The sequence below is a fragment of the Mesorhizobium sp. M0166 genome (assembly GCF_040322255.1).
GTDB lineage: Bacteria > Pseudomonadota > Alphaproteobacteria > Rhizobiales > Rhizobiaceae > Mesorhizobium.
Genome location: NZ_JAMYTD010000007.1, coordinates 152,525 through 169,240 on the forward strand (window position 1 = coordinate 152,525; position 16,716 = coordinate 169,240).

Consider the following 16,716-nt stretch of genomic DNA (forward strand, 5'->3'; position numbering starts at 1 on the left):
AGGCAGAAATGCCAGCAAGAATTGCGATCCTCTGCGGGGCGAATTGGGCCTTTACTATATCCCGGTTCGGAATGCCTTATGTTTTTTGGCCTGTTGCGACGACTGTTCGACACGGGCGCTCCATTCCGCGGTCCGTCGGCCGAACCCCTTAATGCGCATCGCGTCGAAGCCTATTCAGTGACGCGCTTTGGACGACACGCATTAGCCACTCACTTTTGTGACCCATGGCGCCAGAATGGACTCGGCCTCGTCCATCACCACGGACCAGGGGCGTTCCCGTTTCGAGACCAGCACGGCCGATGGATAGTAGGGCGTGCGGTCGCCCTCGACCGGCCAGGAGCGCTTGAAGCCGTCGCCCAGAATGAAAACCGAGGGGATGCCGAGCGCACCAGCCAGATGCGCTCCGGTATTGCTGATGGTCACCACGGCGTCCATCGCGGCAACCTGCGCGGCGAAAAGGTCCATGTCGACGAGCTGATCGACCGATCTGTCATGAAGAATGCGCTCCGGCTCACCGTCGGTCAGGATCTTCAGATCGGTCTCGATCTGGCCGTACTGCAGCGAGACGAACCGGAGGTCCGGGCGGCCGATCAGGTTTCGCCAGGCGGCAAGCGGCGGCAGGTCTTTGCCGGGATTGGAGCTGCCCCATGCGATACCGACCAACGGCCGTCCTTCCTTCCGGTAGCGGGCGCGAAGTTCAGCGACCCGGGCCGGATCCGGCTTCAGGGGCACGAAATGCTCGCGGATCGTCGCCTCGTCGGTTTCGAAAACGGCAGTCAGATGCTGGACGCCGGCGAACGCCTGCGCCTCGGCATAGGCGGCCTTGCCGCCAGCGCCGACCGGCCGCACATCGGCGGTCGGAAAAGTGCGCTGGAAGAGCGGTACCAGGCGGCGCTCGACCAGGACGATCGAGCGGGCGGTGCGCCCCAGGGCACAGCCGACGGAACTCGCATGATGGATCGCGGTGGCCAGCCCCTGCTTTTCGGTTTCCATCAGATCGATCAGCAGTGTCTGGCCAGAAATATCCTGGCCCAGCCACTCGCCATCGACGCGGCCGTTGACGATGTGGCGTCGTGCGATCCTGAGTTCGGCGGCTGCGCCATAGGCGCCCATCCGCATCAGCGCCTTGCTGAGCTCGTCGATCAGGTGGACTTCGCCCCTCGACTTCGCAATGGATCCAAGAGCCAGGGCTTTCGGCAGTGCCGCCGGCCAATCGCGGGACTCGACGCTTCGCCGATAATCCGCCATCTGATCGGCAATGTCGCCGTCGCGCCAGCGCAGGAAGAGCTGCCGGCGGTGACGTCGGAACCAGACCTTGTACTTGTAGCCTGCAAGCGCGACAGCGCGGCGCAACCGGCCGAGAAGTAGGCTACCTTCCATCGCCAGCTCCGCTGATGATTTGCATGACCCGTCCGCTTGCTTCCTGTACTGCCGACGCCCAGGCTCGGCCGCCTTTTCGGACCAGTCGAACGCTCGGATATGCAGCGACGGTCTCGCCGAAGGCAGGCCAGGACAGTCGAAACCCGTCGTCGAGCATGACAATCGTCGGCACGCCGAGCGCTCCGGCCAGGTTGGCGCCGGTATTGCTGATCGTCACCACCGCGTCGAGCGCCGCGATTTGGGCGGCAAAGCGGTCCATGTCCGTCAACTGGTCGACGGAAGCGTCATGGATGATGCGCCCCGGCGCGTGGCGCTCGAACTCGGAGAGGGCCGGCCCGACATCGCCATATTGCAGACTGACGAGGCGCCCCGGCAGGCTGGCGAACAGCGTCTGCCAATCGTCGAGAGCCGGCAGATCCTTGCTCTTGTTGAGGCTTCCCCAGGCAAATCCGATCAGGGGACCTGGGCCGCCATCGAGATAGGTGCCGCGCAGTTCGGCAACCAGTCGGCGGTCCGGCTCCAGCGGAACGAAGGGCGCGCGTGCCGCCGGGTCGTCCGGCCAGAAATGCTTTGCCAGTGTCTCGAAACCGGCAACGACATCGGCGTCCACCGCCGCCATGTCCTCTGCCCCTTCAATCCTGACATCGAGCGCAGGATATGTTCTGCGATAAAGCGGCACCAGTCGCGGCTCGACGAAGACGATGCATCGACCGGCAGCCGCGGCCACTGGACCAAGCAAAGACGCAAACTGGAAAAAGATCGCCAGGTCGCCTTCGCGACGATCGACGAGAAGCGTGCGACCCGCAAGATCACTGCCATCCCAATCGGGCCTGCCGCGCAGCTGCTTGCTCGCCGCCATCAACTGCCAGACGCGATTTCCTCCGTCGAGACGCCTCAGTCCACGCCCCGCTTTCTTGATCAGGCCGAGATCGCCAAGCTGCTCACCAAGCACGCCAAGCGCCAGTGCATGGTCGCGAGCAGTTTGCCAGTCACCACGCTGCACACTTTCCTCCATCAGCCTCATGTGCCTTTCGGCACTTTCGTCGCCGTGGCGCGAGGGACGTCTAAGAAGTTCCTTTGCCCGCTCGAGAACCTTCTGCAGCCGCTTGCCGACGGCGCCCTGCGGGCGCAGATCGGCGGTTTTTGCCTTCTGAAGGATGGTTCGTCTGTTCTGCACGGCGATGTTCTATCGTCCCCGGGGAGTGTCGGAAAGCGTCGTCAGGATCAACGAGAGCCGCCGGCCGGCCTCGTCGAGCACCAGCGACCAAGGGCGCCCCTCCTTGCGAATGACAATGCCCTTCGGATACCAGGGTGTCCGGTCGCCGGTCACTGGCCATGCCGTCTGAAAATTATCGTCGATGAGGAAAACAGTCGGCACGCCAAGGGCTCCGGCAAGATGGGCCGCCGTATTGCTGATGGTCACGACAGCATCGAGTGCGGCGACCTGTGCGGCGAAACGGTCCATGTCGACCATCTGGTCGACGCTATCGTCAAAGATAAGACGTCCGTCGTTGCCCTTGCGAAGGCGCCGCAACGCCGGCTTGATCTGTCCGTACTGGAGCGAAACGAATGTCGCTTGTGTCTGGGCGATTAACCGTGCCCATTCAGGAAAATCAGGCACGTCCTTGGTGTGGGATTTGCTGCCCCAGGAGAGACCGACCAACGGCAGATCCGTCATCGAGCGATAGCGCTTGCGGAATGTCTCGACGAGTTCAGGATCTGCCCGCAGCGGCACGAAGTCGGCAGCAAGTTTTTCGGCATCGCGTCCGAAAACCCAGGCGAGATCTTCGAAAGTCGCACGTTTGTTGCCGACCACATCCTGCTGCGCCGGGACCACGGTCGCCTTCGGGAACGTTCGTTGCACAATTGATACCAGGCGCGGCTCGACCCGAATTGTTGCGCTTTGCGAATAGGAAGCGGCAGCGCCGGCCAGTCGCGCGTGGCGGATAATCCGGCCAAGGCTGCGCGGGTCATCCTCCACAAGATCGATCAGCAGTGTATCCGATCCGAGATTCTCGCCGGTCCATTCGTTGGCGCTTTTCCCTTTCCGCAGCCGGCGCGCGGAAAGCCGAAGCTCAGCTGCCCGCGCAAAGTTGCCAAGCCGTTCGAACGCCTGGCCCGCCTTCTGCATCAGCTCCGGGTCGCGATTGTGATCGGCCGTGACAGCCATCTCATTGCTACCGGCTTCAAGGCCTTTCCAGTCCCTGCGCACGATCAACGCCTCAACCTTGGCCTGCAGCTCAAGAATGGAACGCGGCTGCCTGGGACCGGAAAACAACCTGCGCACCGCCTTTTTGTACCGGCGCACCTGGAGGCCCAGTCCACCAATCACATACCGGACATAGGAACCGTGATAAAAGCTGGTCATCGGCCTTCAGCGCAATACGCTCTGCCGCAGCTTTTTGCCGCTTTCGGCCATCGGATCGGGCGTCTCCAGGTGGAATATCGAACGATATATCTCGCTGTGCTTGGCAAGCTGGTCATGCGTTCCAGCATCGACAAGCTGTCCGGCGTCAAACACGAGAATACGATCGGCCGCCTTGATCGTAGACAGCCTGTGCGCAATGCAGATCACCGTGCGCTGAAATGTGTTGTCGAAGGCTGCCTCCATAACCGCCCGTTCGTTTTCACCGTCAAGCGCCGATGTCGCTTCGTCATAGACGATTACCGCAGCATTCTTGAGCAAGGCGCGTGCGATGGCGACGCGTTGTTTCTGCCCGCCCGACAGATTGGTGCCGCTCGGCCCGACAAGCGTGTCGAGCCCGTTTTCGAGCGCCGATGCAAAGCTGGTGACCCGGGCGAGGTTCGCAGCGGACTCGATTTCCTGATCCGTGGCGTTCGGGCGGCCGTCGCGAATGTTGTCGCGGATCGAGCCTTCGAACAGGAAGACGTCCTGTGACACAAGTGCGATATTGTCGCGAACGTCGGCCAGGCTGATCTTCGAAATGTCCTTTCCGTCGATCAGGATCCTGCCCTTGTCAGGCTCCATCAGGCGCAGGATCAGATTGACGATGGTGGTCTTGCCGGCGCCGGAGCGGCCGACGATCGCCAGCTTCTCACGAGGTCGCACGTCGAAGGAAACACCCTCCAGTGCCGGGCTGTTGCCGTCATAGGAGAAGGCTACATCTTCAAAGCGGATACCACCATCGATGTCGGTCAGGCGCTCGCCCGCGATTGCGAGTCGCCGCTGCTCGGGCGTGTCGATCAAATCATACATCTGCTCGACGGCGACCATTTGCTTCTGGATGTCGACATTGACCCGGGCCAACCGCTTGGCAGGTTCATAGGCAAGCAGGAACGCGGTAATGAAGGCCATGAATTCGCCGGGCGTCTTGCCGTTGTCGAGGGTCTGCCAGCTGGCGTACATAACGAAAAGCCCGATGATCACGCCGCCGCCGGTCTCCATCAATGGGCTCATCAATGCTGACGTCCGGTTGATCTGGATGCCACGTCTTTCCATCTTGCGGACGGCCTTTGCAAAGCTGGCAACCGCCTTGTCCTCGAGCTGGAAGGACTTGATGGTGCGGATGCCTTCGACGGCTTCCGTGCCGATCGACTGGACCTGCGCGGCCAATTCCGTCTCGCCCCTCGCCAGCGCCTTGAGCTTCCTGGTTATCGCGCCGACTGACAGGAACAGCATCGGCAGAACCGCCACGGATATCAGCGACATCACCGGGTCCTGCTTGACCATGACGCTGGCCAAGGCAATCAGGGTCAGCAGATCAGAGACGGCGCTGCTCGTGAGGGTGAGAATAACGGTCGCCCCGGCGCGCGCGTTGAACATGATTTTGGAGATGAATTTTGCCGGATGCTGGTTCGCGAAACGGCTGATGTCGAAACGCACCATTCGAGAAAATTGACGGTTTTGCAGGTCCGAAACGATAGCCCGGCGAATCTTTCCCGTCGTGACGGTCTGGCAGTAGGCAGCTATGCCCTTGACCAGGAAAATGCCGATGATGACGACGCTGATACCCGATACAGCGGCAGCGTCTCGCTCGACATAGATGGTGTTGATCATGACTTTCATGATCCAGGCCGTCGCGCCGACCGCGGCAGCAGCAGCGATCGAGCACAGCAAACCTGTCACATACAGTATCTTGTGCGGCGGCAGATTTTCGCCAATCAGACGCTTGATCAGCGGATATGCTGGGGCCGTTGACACTCGTTTCTTTGCAATCATCTCGTCGCCGCCCGTTGCGATCCCGTCCGGTCTTCGTGTTGTCTTGAAGCACGAGACGGTTTCGATCACCTGTCTGTGGCTTCGTTCCCGACCGCAGTCAATGCCGAACCGGATCCTTGCACGTCATCGGCCCCATGACCGTCGGTTCCTCGCATGCGAGCATGGCGGACCCCAGCCACGCGGCTCTTGCGCCATTCGTCGTCGGCCGCGCTATGCCTGGTCAGTGTTTCACGAGGACCATGAGATGGCTTCCAAGAGGCGATGTGTGATTGCTTTTAATTGAAAAGCCCACATCCGAAAGCACCGCGATCATCTCCTTATCCTTGCCAGGAGGGACGCGGGCAACGATCGTTTGAGCACGCCTGGCGATATCGCACAGCACGCTTCGCGCCTTGTCCGCGCCGAGGCTCCACTGCATGTGATGGTAGACCGCCAGCAGCATGACGATGTCGTACTGCGGTTGGAGAACATTTTGCAGCTTCCGGCTGCCAAGATCGAGACAATCGAACCGGCTTTGGACTGGACAACCCAGGAAGATCATCCTGGCCGTCTCGATATGCGGCTTGAGAATGTCGATCCCATGGATCGAACTCGGTCCTAGCTTGGATATCTCATAGGCGACAACACCCATGTTGCAGCCAACATCGAGAATGGATTTCCTGGCGTAGTCGACCTCTGCTGAGAACAGCCCGTCCAGTCGGTCATCCCACGTTCCCTTGAATCTCTTTTGCTTATTTGACCACCACAAATCATTGTTCTCCAAAAACGACGCCGCACTGGTTCCTCTACGGAGGAGGACTGTGCGCCGGGCCTAGCCCGGTCCAGTTGCTGGCGCGCAAACGACACTGTCCAGAGCGTCCTGTAAACGTAACCGCGGGAGAAAGGAACTCCTGATCACAGCATCCTGCGAAGACGTTTCGGGAAGTTGACGAACACCCGGCCCGACAAATCGACACATCGGTTGGAAATCGCAATGTCGCTTGGCGCCCCTTACCGGCGCCTGCCCTCGAATTCCTGAAACGCACGCCTTTTAGGCAAGGCAAGCCATGTTTGTTCTTGCTTTGTGCCGGCAGCTATGCTACTAATTTGGCTATGGTGCTGATTTGCACCAACGACCGTCTTGCCGCGACATGCGGTTTTTTAGCCAGGCTCGATCAAAGCTCGCCCGCATTGCAGGGCTTTTGGCCATCACGGTCGAGTGCCAGCCTTTTCGGCAGCTTCCGAGAAGGGAAATCGGAAAAGCAGCTGCCGGTTCTCGTCGCAGATTTCGAAGGAAAGACCTGTCAGGACCGGGCTGCCGCTGAGCAGGCCCTCGGCCAGGATTTCCTTGGCCGAAGCCATGGCGTTATCCTGAGCCGCGGACAAACCGTCCAACTCCTGACCCTCGAAATCTTCCGTCAAGCGGCCCTCATTGTTTCGGAAATGGAAAAAATATCTCGGCATGGCTGCTCCGGTTGGTCGGTTTGTCTAATGCATGTCGCGCAAAAATGTGCAGCGGTTCTGCGATAACAACATGTATCAAAACAAGAACCTGAAGCACATCGCATGAGGCCGATCGACGCGACGCGCCGTAGTCGCAAGCGCCTCAGGAGCAGCCTCGAATTCGTACACGACAGCACCGCGCGATTTTGGCGTTGGGATTCATGGCGTTTAGGCTTTCATGCGTCAGGTCGATCGAACAGCACCCCCAGCCCATGTTCGAACGCACATGCCGCAATCATTTCGTCAAGGGCTTTTCGCGAGACCGGGCAATTCGGCAGACAGCCCTGATCGCGATCTCAGCCGCTGCGGTAGAAACCACATCGTGGCGCCTCTTCCTGGTCTCCATATATCGCTCGATCAGGATTTTCAGGCGCCGCGCTGCAATCTCGTCAACGACCATCGTTCTCCCTCGATTCGGCACAATGTCCGTCTTCCGGGGTCCGCCCTCCGGTGAAGGGTCCGCTGCCGTTGGGTAGCAGCGGACCACTCGGCTGGGTGAGCCAGTGGCCCGAGGCGGGGGTGTCTCGGACCGCCACCACAATAGCTTCGGCAGGCCACTCGTTCCACAGAACGCTGTCGTTGGTAATTTTCGTACACTGAGCATTGCCGCAGGCAGTCTGCGACCGTGGGAGTTTTGGGCTATGCCGCGTCGCCGGGTACCGGATCAGTTCCGGTTTTGATAGCTGTAGATGCCCGCGCCGATCGCGACCGCTCCTACGGTGATCAGAATCGATGGCACACCCATCGACGTGGCGACGATCCCCCAGACAATGGCGACGGCAATTGCGCCGGCGGTTCCCAGCACCAGTCTAAGCCGTTTCGACATGATCCATTCCCCCAAAAGTGCATCTTTGGCCTTTTCCGGTCGAAATACCGCAATGCGGCACCATTGTCTGCGCTTCGTCCAACTTTTTATGCCGCCACTAAGCCCCGATCGCTGAGGCGTAAGCGATCCGTATGCCGCCTTGTCGCAAACACCCACTCGACAACGAGGAAGCTTGGGCGTGAGCCCGAGAAGCGAGGCGTCAGAAAGCGAGGTATCTATGCACAATTTTCGGAATTTACTCCGGTTCACGATCACGGGCATGGCGGCCACGACAACCGCAATAGTCATCATGAGCCTTACCCCCGAGACAACCGAAGCGACTTTGATTTGCCATAGGTTGGTCTGCCAGAAGGCGAGCAATGAAGGCAGTGCCTTCGGCACCAAGTATCAGCGCAAGTGCACCTGCGAAAATGTAAGCGAGGGCGCCAACAACCATCCCTCCCCACGCAACGTCAACAAGGGACCCATCGGCGGCTCTAGCAGCAGCGGATCGAGCGGCACCAGTAGTTCCAGCAGCTCAAGCGGCAGCAGCGGCTCAAGTGGCACCACCAGTTCGAGTGGCACCACCAGTTCGAGTGGCAGCAGCGGTTCGAGCGGCAGCAGCAGTTCGAGCGGCAGCAGCGGATCAAGCGGCAGCAGCGGATCAAGCGGCAGCGGATCCAGTGGCGGCAACGACGGAACAAGCAGCGGCGGGTCTAACGGCAGCGGCGGAGTGTAGCGGCTGCTCAAGCGGCTCCGGTGGCGGCGCCACTCGAGTTGAACCGTGGCGGCGACCACGCGGCCGGCAACGACGATCGATCCTCACGACAACGGGAGTAGTAGTATGACGCTCCAACCGAAATCGGCGACCGCGCCCCTCACCGGCCTTGCAGGATTGCTTGGTCTTGCGCTGGCCGTCGCGATGCCCGTCGACAGAAGCTGGCCTGCGCATTTGCAGGCCATGACTGTCATTGCAGCTACTGCTGCAGCAATGATCGCGGTCGACACGGCTTATTTCCAGACGTTTCGAAGGCGTTCAACGGGATTGCAGGCCAAGCCGATGCGAGCGCTTGAAGCCGAGCGTGTCGTGCGCAAGCTCATCGGCTTCTTCGTTACGCTCACGACCATTGCCGCAGTCTACTGGATAGTGCCGGAATACCGGCGTGAGTTTTACGCCCCTACTGGACAGCGCTCTACGACACCTTGCCGGCGCTGCTCGTCGCCACGCCGTTTTATGTTGCTTATGTCGACCGCCGGCAGACCGATCCGGAAGATTCATATGCCGAAATCGGTGCATTCGTTCTTAGCGGCGCCGTGCCGCAGCGAACCGAGCAGATATGCCAGCATGTGCGGGGCTGGATCGTCAAAGGCTTCTTCCTGCCGCTGATGTTCGTCTATCTGTGCTCCACACTGGGTTCGATCCTGGCCGGGCTGGAACAACCGTATCAGTTCGACATCATGCGCTGGCACGCTTTTGCAATCGATCTCCTGTTCATGGTGGATGTTCTTGTCGCGGTCGTCGGCTACGTCTTCACGCTGCGTGTCCTCGACAACCATATCCGCGGCGTCGAACCCACCGTGTTCGGCTGGCTGGTTTGTCTTGCCTGTTATGAACCCATCAACGCCGCTACCCGTGCCTACCTGAACTACGAAACGGGCGCCAACTGGACAGCGGTGATGCCCTCACCGGCGCTCCAGGTTTTCTGGGGATCGGCGATCCTCTTCTGCATCTTGATTTTTGTCTGGTCCACCGTGAGCTTTGGCCTGAGATTTTCCAATCTCACCAATCGCGGAATCATCACCTGCGGACCGTATCGCTGGATCAAGCATCCGGCCTATGTTTCGAAAAACCTCTGCTGGTGGCTGATCTCCGTGCCTTTCCTCACCGCCGCAGGACCCGCTGAAGCGCTGCGGCATTCCGCCATCCTGTTCGGGCTCAACTCCGTCTACGCACTCCGCGCCATCACCGAGGAACGCCATCTGTCACGCGACCCCGATTACATCGCCTATTGCGATTACATCAGCGAAAACGGCGCCGTTGCTCAGCTCAAACGCCTGTTCGCGGTCGCCGATCGGGCGCTCAGGCTGACTACCCTTGCTCTGACGATCTGCGGCAGTTGGCCTATCGCCTCAACGCGTGATCGCGATGCCGATCCTCGCCGCTCATCGGCAACGGCCTATCGCCCTCGAGCAGGCGGGTGATCCGGGCGAAGCCGGCAAAAGCCTTTCTCGCTTCCTCGGCCGACATCCGGCCGGCCATGGCCGCAGCGCAGCAATTCACGGCGCACTGGTAAACCGGCCCGCGCCGCCCGGCCGGCCATTTTCGCAAGAATGCCATAGCTTCGGCAACGTTGTCGATCTCCTCCACGGGCTGTCCCTGTCCGCGCAAAATCCGCACGGGCGAAAAGAATTGCAAGCGGTCCATCATTTCCTCCCCGTCGACCGGATGCGTGCGATCGAACTAAACTCGCGAACTCGACTTTGGTTCCCGGCAAAAGAGGGCTTGGCCTGGAAAATGTTGGCTGGACCAGACGAGCAGCGGTGGAAGCGCCCGGCAGCTCCAATTGGGTGACATCTTGCCCCAATTGAGTGACATCTTGCCATTGTACGGGAACGTTAGCGCGGCTGATGCATTTCGATGCCACGAGCAGTCTTTTTGAGGGAAATGCCAAAACATGAGAATAGCCCATGTGGCGCCGCTCCATGAATCCGTGCCACCCCGGTTCTATGGAGGGACGGAGCGCATCGTCTCCTATCTGACCGAGGGATTGGTCGAGCTTGGCCATGACGTGACCCTGTTCGCCAGCGGCGATACCAAGACGTCGGCGAAATTGGTAGCGTGTCGCGAGCGGGCGCTCCGTCTCGATCCGCGCCCGCACAAATCCGAAACCGCGGCGCATCTCGCGATGCTGGCCGAGGTGAGGAACCGAGCGCAACAGTTCGACATTATCCATTTCCATCTCAGCCACTTCCTGCATTTTCCTTTCTTCGAACACATGCCCGACCGGACGGTGACGACACCGCATGGCAGGCTCGACTATGTCGACCTGGCCCCGGCCTACGAGCGTTTTCCGCGCTTTCCGATGATCTCCATTTCGCGCAGCCAGAGAACCGGGTTACCCAGGGCCAATTGGCTGGCGACCATCCATCACGGGCTGCCGATCAATATCTACGAGTCGACTTTCGAGACGGATGCAGACGAGCCGTATCTGGCCTTTCTCGGCCGGCTGTCGCGCGACAAGCGCCCGGACCGTGCCATCGAGATCGCCTTGCGCTCCGGGCTGAAACTGAAGCTTGCGGCAAAGATCGGCGATGACGACCGCGCCTTTTTCCACGACACCGTCGAGCCGCTGATCGACGGCGACCGTGTCGACTATGTCGGCGAGATCGAAGAGGACAGAAAAGCGGAATTCCTCGGCAAGGCGGCCGGCCTGCTGTTTCCGATCGATTGGCCGGAGCCGTTCGGTCTTGCCGCGATAGAGGCTATGGCCTGCGGCACGCCGGTAATCGCCTGGAAATGCGGTGCCCTGCCGGAGATCATCGACCACGGCGTGACCGGTTTCCTTGTCGATTCAGTCGATGCTGCTGTCGCCTCGATACCGGAATTGCTGCGCCTCGACCGGCGACAGGTGAGAGCCGTATTCGAAAACCGTTTTTCTGCCACGAGAATGGCCCACGACTATGTGGCTGCCTATTCGCGCCTGATCGGCGCTCCCGGTGAAGCGAGAGCATCCTGATCGGCGTCATTGTGGACGTTGGAACGAAACGACAGAGCTTGTGACGTATGAATCAACTCGACGAGCGTAAGCTTGATCCAGCCGTAGCCCTTGCCTCCCTCGACGAGGTTGCGCCCCGGGAGCCGCACCGGCTGTTCGCCCTCAAGCAAGGCGACTGCTTCGCGGTGGCCGACGCCTATGGCGACATCCGCGGCGCCGGCGACGGCTTTTTCCGAGACGACACGCGTGTGCTTTCGGAATTCCGGCTGACGGTCGGTGGCCGGCAAATGTCGCTGCTGGGCGCATCGCTCAGCCAGGACAATGTGCTTTTCACCTCGAACCTGACCAATCTGCCGATCCAGAGTGTCGGTGGTCGCGACATTCCGCAGGGCGCGATCCACATAGAACGCGTCAGGCTGCTTTGGCAGGACCGGCTGTTCGAGCGCATCACCCTTTCCAACTACAGCCAGGAATCGTCGGCCATTCGGGTTTCGTTGCATTTCGCAGCAGATTTCCGTGACATGTTCGAGGTGCGCGGTTCGACCCGGCTCAAGCGCGGAATAGCCCACGCCGCCGAGACCAGTCCGACATCCGTGGTGCTTCGATATGACGGGCTGGACCAGCTCGTGCGCCTGTCGGCGATCTCGTTCTCGCGGGCACCGGACAATTTGACCGCCAGCCGTGCGGATTTCCTGGTTGCGGTGACGAAGCGCAGCAGCGAGGTCCTCTATATCGAGGTCGGCCCGGAAGTGGCGGAGACACCCGACCGCGACCGTTTTCGGGCTGCCGCCGCCCGCGCTCGCTTTGGCATGCGCGCCAAACGCCGCCACGGTGCGACGGTGCACAGCTCCGGCCGCGTCTTCAACGACTGGATCGAACGCGCGCGCGCGGATGTGGCGCTGCTGACCACCGAGCTTGCAACCGGACCTTACCCCTATGCCGGCATACCCTGGTTCTCGACGGCATTTGGCCGTGACGGGGTGATCTCCGCACTGCAGATGCTGTGGCTGAATCCTGGGCTGGCGCGCGGCGTACTCGCCTTTCTCGCACAGCATCAGGCAACCGAAACGTCGCCGTTCAGCGATTCGCAGCCGGGCAAGATCATGCACGAGACCCGCAAGGGCGAGATGGCGGCACTGCGGGAGCTCCCGTTCGGCCGCTACTACGGCGGTGTCGATACCACGCCGCTCTACATTCATCTCGCTTGCGCCTATGCGGATCGTACCGGCGACATGGCGTTCGTCGACAGCCTGTGGCCATCGCTCTGTGCAGCGGCCGAATGGACGGAGGAGACAAGCCGCGCGACCGGCTTCGTGACCTACCAGCGCGGCGCCGAGACCGGCCTCGCCAACCAGGGCTGGAAGGACAGTTTCGATTCCGTCTTCCATGCCGATGGCCGCATGCCAAAGGGGCCGATCGCCCTGGTCGAGGTGCAAGGCTATGTCTTTGCCGCGTTCCGTGGGCTGGCGGCGCTCGCCCGCCGCCGCGGCGAGGACGACAAGGCCGATCATTGGGAGGAACGCGCCGAAACCATGCGCGCCGCGGTGGAACGCCATTTCTGGATGGACGATCTCAATTTCTATGCACTGGCGATCGATGGTGCAGGCGAGCTCTGCAAGGTACGGACGTCGAATGCCGGCCATCTTCTCTATGTCGGGCTGCCCGAGCCGGAACGGGCGCAGATGGTCGCCGATCAGCTGCTCTCCGCGTCGTTCCACTCTGGTTGGGGAGTGAGGACGCTGGCCGACGATGCGATATTCTTCAATCCGATGTCCTACCACAATGGCTCGATCTGGCCGCACGACACCGCCATGTGCGGTGCCGGCCTGGCACGTTATGGCGTGCGCGACAGCGTGGTCCGGCTGATGAGCGGCACGTTCGAATCGGCTGTCCATTTCAACATGCGGCTGCCGGAACTGTTCTGCGGCTTTACCCGGTCGCCGGGCGAAGCGCCCATCGCCTATCCCGTCGCGTGCCTGCCGCAAGCCTGGTCGGCGGGATCGGCCTTCATGCTGATGCAGGCCTGCCTTGGCCTCGAAATCGACGGCTGGAACAGCGAAATCCGGGTCACCCGCCCAAGGCTGCCGATCGGCATCGACACGTTGACATTGCGGCATCTGGGTGTCGGCTCGACGGTGGTCGACCTCACATTCCAGCGTGTCGGCGACCGGGTCGTCGCCTTTCTCGCCGATCGGTATGAAGGGATGGTGCCGCTCATCGTGCGCACTTGATGCCGCCGCGCTGCGGCGCGTCGAAAATGACGCCCGGCATTGCAATCGTCCGGAACCGATAGCCTCTTTGTGCGTTGCAAAAATGGGGAGCGGGGGAAGCTGTTTGTCGTCACGCGGCAGCGAACCAGAAAAACAAATAAAAAACGGCTATCGGCCGGCCGGAGGCGAGATCACATTCCATGTCAGATTATACCGTAAACCTGCTCTGGGTTTTGCTGATTGCAAGTTTTGGCTTTTCCGCTTTTGCCATTCTCCTATCGATATCCCGCCAGCGCCGCGGCCGCGCAACGGCGGCCGCATACACGCCGAGCGAGGATGTCGCGTCGGAAGCGGCACGCAAGGTGCTGCGCGAGTTCGAAAAGAACGGCCAGTCGGCCGATGCGGCACTGGTCACATGGTCGCCCGACACCTTGCGCAAGATCCTGGCCGACGACCTGCCGGACGCACAGGTCATCGTGGTGTCCAACCGCGAACCCTACATCCACAACATCAAGGATGACGGGGTGCAACTTTTGGTACCGGCCAGCGGGCTGGTTTCGGCACTCGAACCCATCACCCGCGCCTGTGCCGGCACCTGGATCGCCTATGGCGGCGGCACGGCAGACCGCCTCACCGTCGACAAGGACGACCGGGTGCAGGTGCCGCCCGGCAACCCGTCCTACACGCTGCGCAGGGTCTGGCTGACGGAGGAGGAATATCAGGGCTATTATCTGGGCTTCGCCAATGAGGGCCTATGGCCGCTTTGCCATATCGCCTTCACCCGCCCCGTGTTTCGCGCCTCGGACTGGGACGCCTACGAGGCCGTCAACCGCAAGTTCGCCGATACGGTGGTTGCCGAAGCCCGCAACGAACGGCCGATCGTGCTGGTGCAGGACTACCATTTCGCGCTGCTGCCGCGCATGATTCGCCAGCGCCTGCCGGACGCCATCGTCATCACATTCTGGCATATCCCGTGGCCCAATTCGGAAGTGTTCAGCATCTGTCCGTGGCGTGAGCGGATCCTGGAAGGACTGCTAGGCAGTTCGATCATCGGCTTTCATACCCAATTCCATGCCAACAACTTCACCGAAAGTGTAGACCGCTTTCTGGAGAGCCGGATCGAACGGGCAGACGCGGCAATCTCCTATGGTGGACAGACCACATTGGTCCACGCCTATCCCATTTCCATAGAATGGCCGGCCCAATTGCTGGCAAAACTGCCGTCTGTGGAGGAGTGCCGCGCCAGCGTGCGCGACAGATTCGGCCTGTCTGCGGATACCAAACTCTGCGTTGGCGTCGAGCGCCTCGACTACACGAAAGGCATTCTCGATCGCTTCCATGCCCTGGACGAATTGTTCACGAGATATCCCGAATGGATAGGCAAGGTGGTTTTCCTGCAGATCGCGGCGCCGAGCCGGGGGACATTGCCCGCCTACCAGCAACTCCATGACGAATGCCGTCGCTGTGCCGAGGAGCTCAACCGGCGCTATGGCAGCGAGACATACAGCCCTATCCTGATGGTCGCCGAACATCATCGGCAGGAGCAGGTCTACGAGGTCTATCGCGCCGCCGACATCTGCATGGTCACCAGCCTGCATGACGGCATGAACCTTGTCGCCAAGGAATTCGTCGCAGCGCGCGACGACGAACAGGGCGTGCTTTTGCTCAGCACCTTTGCCGGTGCCTCGCGCGAACTGCTGGAAGCACTGATCGTCAACCCCTACGATGCGGCCATGATGAGTGAGGCGCTGTTGCAGGCGCTGACGATGACGCCGGACGAGCAGCGCGAGCGTTTGCGGCCGATGCGCGAGATGGTCCGCGACAACAATGTCTACCGCTGGGCCGGCAGCATGCTGCTGGATGCGGCGCGCCTGCGCAAACGCGGCGATCTCGACAGGGTGACCGGAACCGGCGAGCGCCCGCCATCGAACACCAACAACGTCATCTCGATGTTCGAGCGGGCACGGAAGGCAGCATCGTGAAAAGCTTTGAACAACCGCCGGCGTTGAACCTGCCGGCAGGGCAATGGGCGCTCTTCCTCGACATCGACGGAACTCTGCTGGAGCACGCTGCCCATCCCGACGCAGTGTTCGTCGGCGAGGAATTGCGCAATCTGCTCGGACGCATAGAGCGGCGGCTGGATGGTGCGGCCGCCTTCATCACCGGCCGATCGATTCCCGCCGTGGACAAGCTGTTCCATCCGCTGAAGCTGCGGATCGCCGGACTGTATGGCCTGGAGCACCGGCTGACGCCGAGCGGTCCGATCGATGCCGCCGACGCGCCGGCCGACATCGCCGCCCTTGCCGACGAGATCGAGGCCGAACTGGGCAGCGGCAAGGTGTATGTCGAACGCAAGGGGCCGGTCCTTGCCGTTCATACAAGAGCAGCCCCGCAACTGCTTGCGCCCGCAATCCAGCTCGTCGAACAGGCTTTGGCCCGGCTTCCGAAGGGTTATCGGGTGCTTCCGGGAAACGCCGGCGTCGAGCTCATGCCTTTGGAAGCCGTCAAAGGTGCTGCCATCCGACGTTTTATGGACATTCCGCCCTTTGTCGGCCGGCGGCCGATATTCCTCGGAGACGATACATCGGACGAACACGGTTTCGAGGCGATCAATGAAATTGGCGGCATCTCCATCCGCGTGAAGCCGAACGGACCGACGGCCGCAAACTATGCCCTCGATGACGTGACCGGCGCGATAGCCTGGCTCGAAGCCAGTTTCGAGACGTCGGCGGTGGCCGGTGCTCGACCGGCCGGCAAGCAAGCAGCGACCGAATCAGCGGCGAAGCTCAATATCGCAGCCACGGCATCGTCCGACCGATAAGCGCGTTTCTCATTGAAGGTCTTTGAGTCCAAAGCCGGCAAATCGTCTGCTTGCCGGTTCCCCCGCGTCAGGCTTAACCTGCGTGCAATGCGTGGAGGCGCGGGTCGTAACAAGGGGAGGAC

At 61.1% G+C, this 16,716-nt stretch carries 15 protein-coding genes; 6 read left to right on the forward strand and 9 right to left on the reverse strand.

What is annotated here, in order from left to right:
- Positions 1-201: 201 nt before the first annotated feature.
- The 8 genes from NKJ46_RS11680 to NKJ46_RS11715 all read right to left on the reverse strand — a co-directional run bounded on the left by NKJ46_RS11680 (position 202) and on the right by NKJ46_RS11715 (position 8,597).
- Positions 202-1,380 carry a glycosyltransferase family 9 protein gene (locus tag NKJ46_RS11680; RefSeq protein ID WP_352665024.1) on the reverse strand — a complete coding sequence of 393 codons (1,179 nt, stop codon included), beginning with the start codon at positions 1,378-1,380 and terminating at the stop codon, positions 202-204.
- Complete coding sequence (locus NKJ46_RS11685; RefSeq protein WP_352665027.1) at positions 1,370-2,557, reverse strand: glycosyltransferase family 9 protein; 1,188 nt, start codon at positions 2,555-2,557, stop codon at positions 1,370-1,372. The genes NKJ46_RS11680 and NKJ46_RS11685 overlap by 11 nt, the downstream gene beginning before the upstream one ends.
- A gap of 9 nt (positions 2,558-2,566) precedes the next feature.
- Entirely contained in the window at positions 2,567-3,748 is a 1,182-nt protein-coding gene (locus tag NKJ46_RS11690; RefSeq protein WP_352665030.1) for a glycosyltransferase family 9 protein, read from the reverse strand.
- 6 nt (positions 3,749-3,754) lie between these two features.
- Positions 3,755-5,467, reverse strand: a complete 1,713-nt coding sequence (locus NKJ46_RS11695) for an ABC transporter ATP-binding protein (protein ID WP_352665032.1) — start codon at positions 5,465-5,467, stop codon at positions 3,755-3,757.
- Between the two features lie 313 nt (positions 5,468-5,780).
- Positions 5,781-6,323, reverse strand: coding sequence for a class I SAM-dependent methyltransferase (locus NKJ46_RS11700; RefSeq protein WP_352665034.1), 543 nt, complete (start codon positions 6,321-6,323; stop codon positions 5,781-5,783).
- 425 nt (positions 6,324-6,748) lie between these two features.
- Entirely contained in the window at positions 6,749-7,003 is a 255-nt protein-coding gene (locus NKJ46_RS34750) for a DUF6894 family protein (RefSeq protein WP_353046777.1), read from the reverse strand.
- Between the two features lie 703 nt (positions 7,004-7,706).
- Positions 7,707-8,249 (reverse strand): hypothetical protein, encoded by a 543-nt coding sequence (locus NKJ46_RS11710; protein WP_352665038.1) that lies wholly within the window; start codon positions 8,247-8,249, stop codon positions 7,707-7,709.
- 6 nt (positions 8,250-8,255) lie between these two features.
- Positions 8,256-8,597: a hypothetical protein gene (locus NKJ46_RS11715; protein WP_352665041.1), complete on the reverse strand. Its 342-nt coding sequence runs from the start codon at positions 8,595-8,597 to the stop codon at positions 8,256-8,258.
- 94 nt (positions 8,598-8,691) lie between these two features.
- Between NKJ46_RS11715 and NKJ46_RS11720 the strand changes: the two genes are divergently transcribed.
- Together NKJ46_RS11720 and NKJ46_RS11725 are read left to right on the forward strand one after the other, a co-directional pair.
- On the forward strand, positions 8,692-9,234 hold the full coding sequence (locus NKJ46_RS11720; RefSeq protein ID WP_352665043.1) for a hypothetical protein: 543 nt from the start codon (positions 8,692-8,694) through the stop codon (positions 9,232-9,234).
- Positions 9,195-10,049, forward strand: coding sequence for a methyltransferase family protein (locus tag NKJ46_RS11725; RefSeq protein WP_352665045.1), 855 nt, complete (start codon positions 9,195-9,197; stop codon positions 10,047-10,049). Before NKJ46_RS11720 ends, NKJ46_RS11725 begins: the two co-directional genes overlap by 40 nt.
- Here NKJ46_RS11725 and NKJ46_RS11730 read toward each other — a convergent pair.
- Positions 9,970-10,275, reverse strand: coding sequence for a DUF982 domain-containing protein (locus tag NKJ46_RS11730; protein WP_502903389.1), 306 nt, complete (start codon positions 10,273-10,275; stop codon positions 9,970-9,972). The two genes, NKJ46_RS11725 and NKJ46_RS11730, sit on opposite strands and share 80 nt — an antisense overlap.
- Before the next feature lie 247 nt (positions 10,276-10,522).
- On the opposite strand from NKJ46_RS11730, the gene NKJ46_RS11735 reads away from it, so the two are divergent.
- The 4 genes from NKJ46_RS11735 (at position 10,523) to otsB (ending at position 16,594) form a co-directional block, all read left to right on the forward strand.
- Positions 10,523-11,584: a glycosyltransferase family 4 protein gene (locus tag NKJ46_RS11735; protein ID WP_352665049.1), complete on the forward strand. Its 1,062-nt coding sequence runs from the start codon at positions 10,523-10,525 to the stop codon at positions 11,582-11,584.
- Positions 11,585-11,631: 47 nt separating this feature from the next.
- Positions 11,632-13,794, forward strand: coding sequence for an amylo-alpha-1,6-glucosidase (locus NKJ46_RS11740; protein WP_352665051.1), 2,163 nt, complete (start codon positions 11,632-11,634; stop codon positions 13,792-13,794).
- A 179-nt stretch (positions 13,795-13,973) separates the two neighbouring features.
- The gene (locus tag NKJ46_RS11745; RefSeq protein ID WP_352466252.1) at positions 13,974-15,755 is read left to right on the forward strand and encodes an alpha,alpha-trehalose-phosphate synthase (UDP-forming); all 1,782 of its coding nucleotides are present in this window, start codon (positions 13,974-13,976) and stop codon (positions 15,753-15,755) included.
- Positions 15,752-16,594 (forward strand): trehalose-phosphatase, encoded by an 843-nt coding sequence (otsB, locus tag NKJ46_RS11750; RefSeq protein WP_352665053.1) that lies wholly within the window; start codon positions 15,752-15,754, stop codon positions 16,592-16,594. The genes NKJ46_RS11745 and otsB overlap by 4 nt, the downstream gene beginning before the upstream one ends.
- Positions 16,595-16,716: the final 122 nt, after the last annotated feature.

Coding starts and splice junctions, on each gene's coding strand:
- NKJ46_RS34750 (WP_353046777.1), bottom strand. CDS start 7,003: ATGCCGAGATATTTTTTCCATTTCCGAAACAATGAGGGCCGCTTGACG.
- NKJ46_RS11720 (WP_352665043.1), top strand. CDS start 8,692: ATGACGCTCCAACCGAAATCGGCGACCGCGCCCCTCACCGGCCTTGCA.
- NKJ46_RS11690 (WP_352665030.1), bottom strand. CDS start 3,748: ATGACCAGCTTTTATCACGGTTCCTATGTCCGGTATGTGATTGGTGGA.
- NKJ46_RS11740 (WP_352665051.1), top strand. CDS start 11,632: ATGAATCAACTCGACGAGCGTAAGCTTGATCCAGCCGTAGCCCTTGCC.
- NKJ46_RS11730 (WP_502903389.1), bottom strand. CDS start 10,275: ATGATGGACCGCTTGCAATTCTTTTCGCCCGTGCGGATTTTGCGCGGA.
- NKJ46_RS11735 (WP_352665049.1), top strand. CDS start 10,523: ATGAGAATAGCCCATGTGGCGCCGCTCCATGAATCCGTGCCACCCCGG.
- NKJ46_RS11745 (WP_352466252.1), top strand. CDS start 13,974: ATGTCAGATTATACCGTAAACCTGCTCTGGGTTTTGCTGATTGCAAGT.
- NKJ46_RS11680 (WP_352665024.1), bottom strand. CDS start 1,380: ATGGAAGGTAGCCTACTTCTCGGCCGGTTGCGCCGCGCTGTCGCGCTT.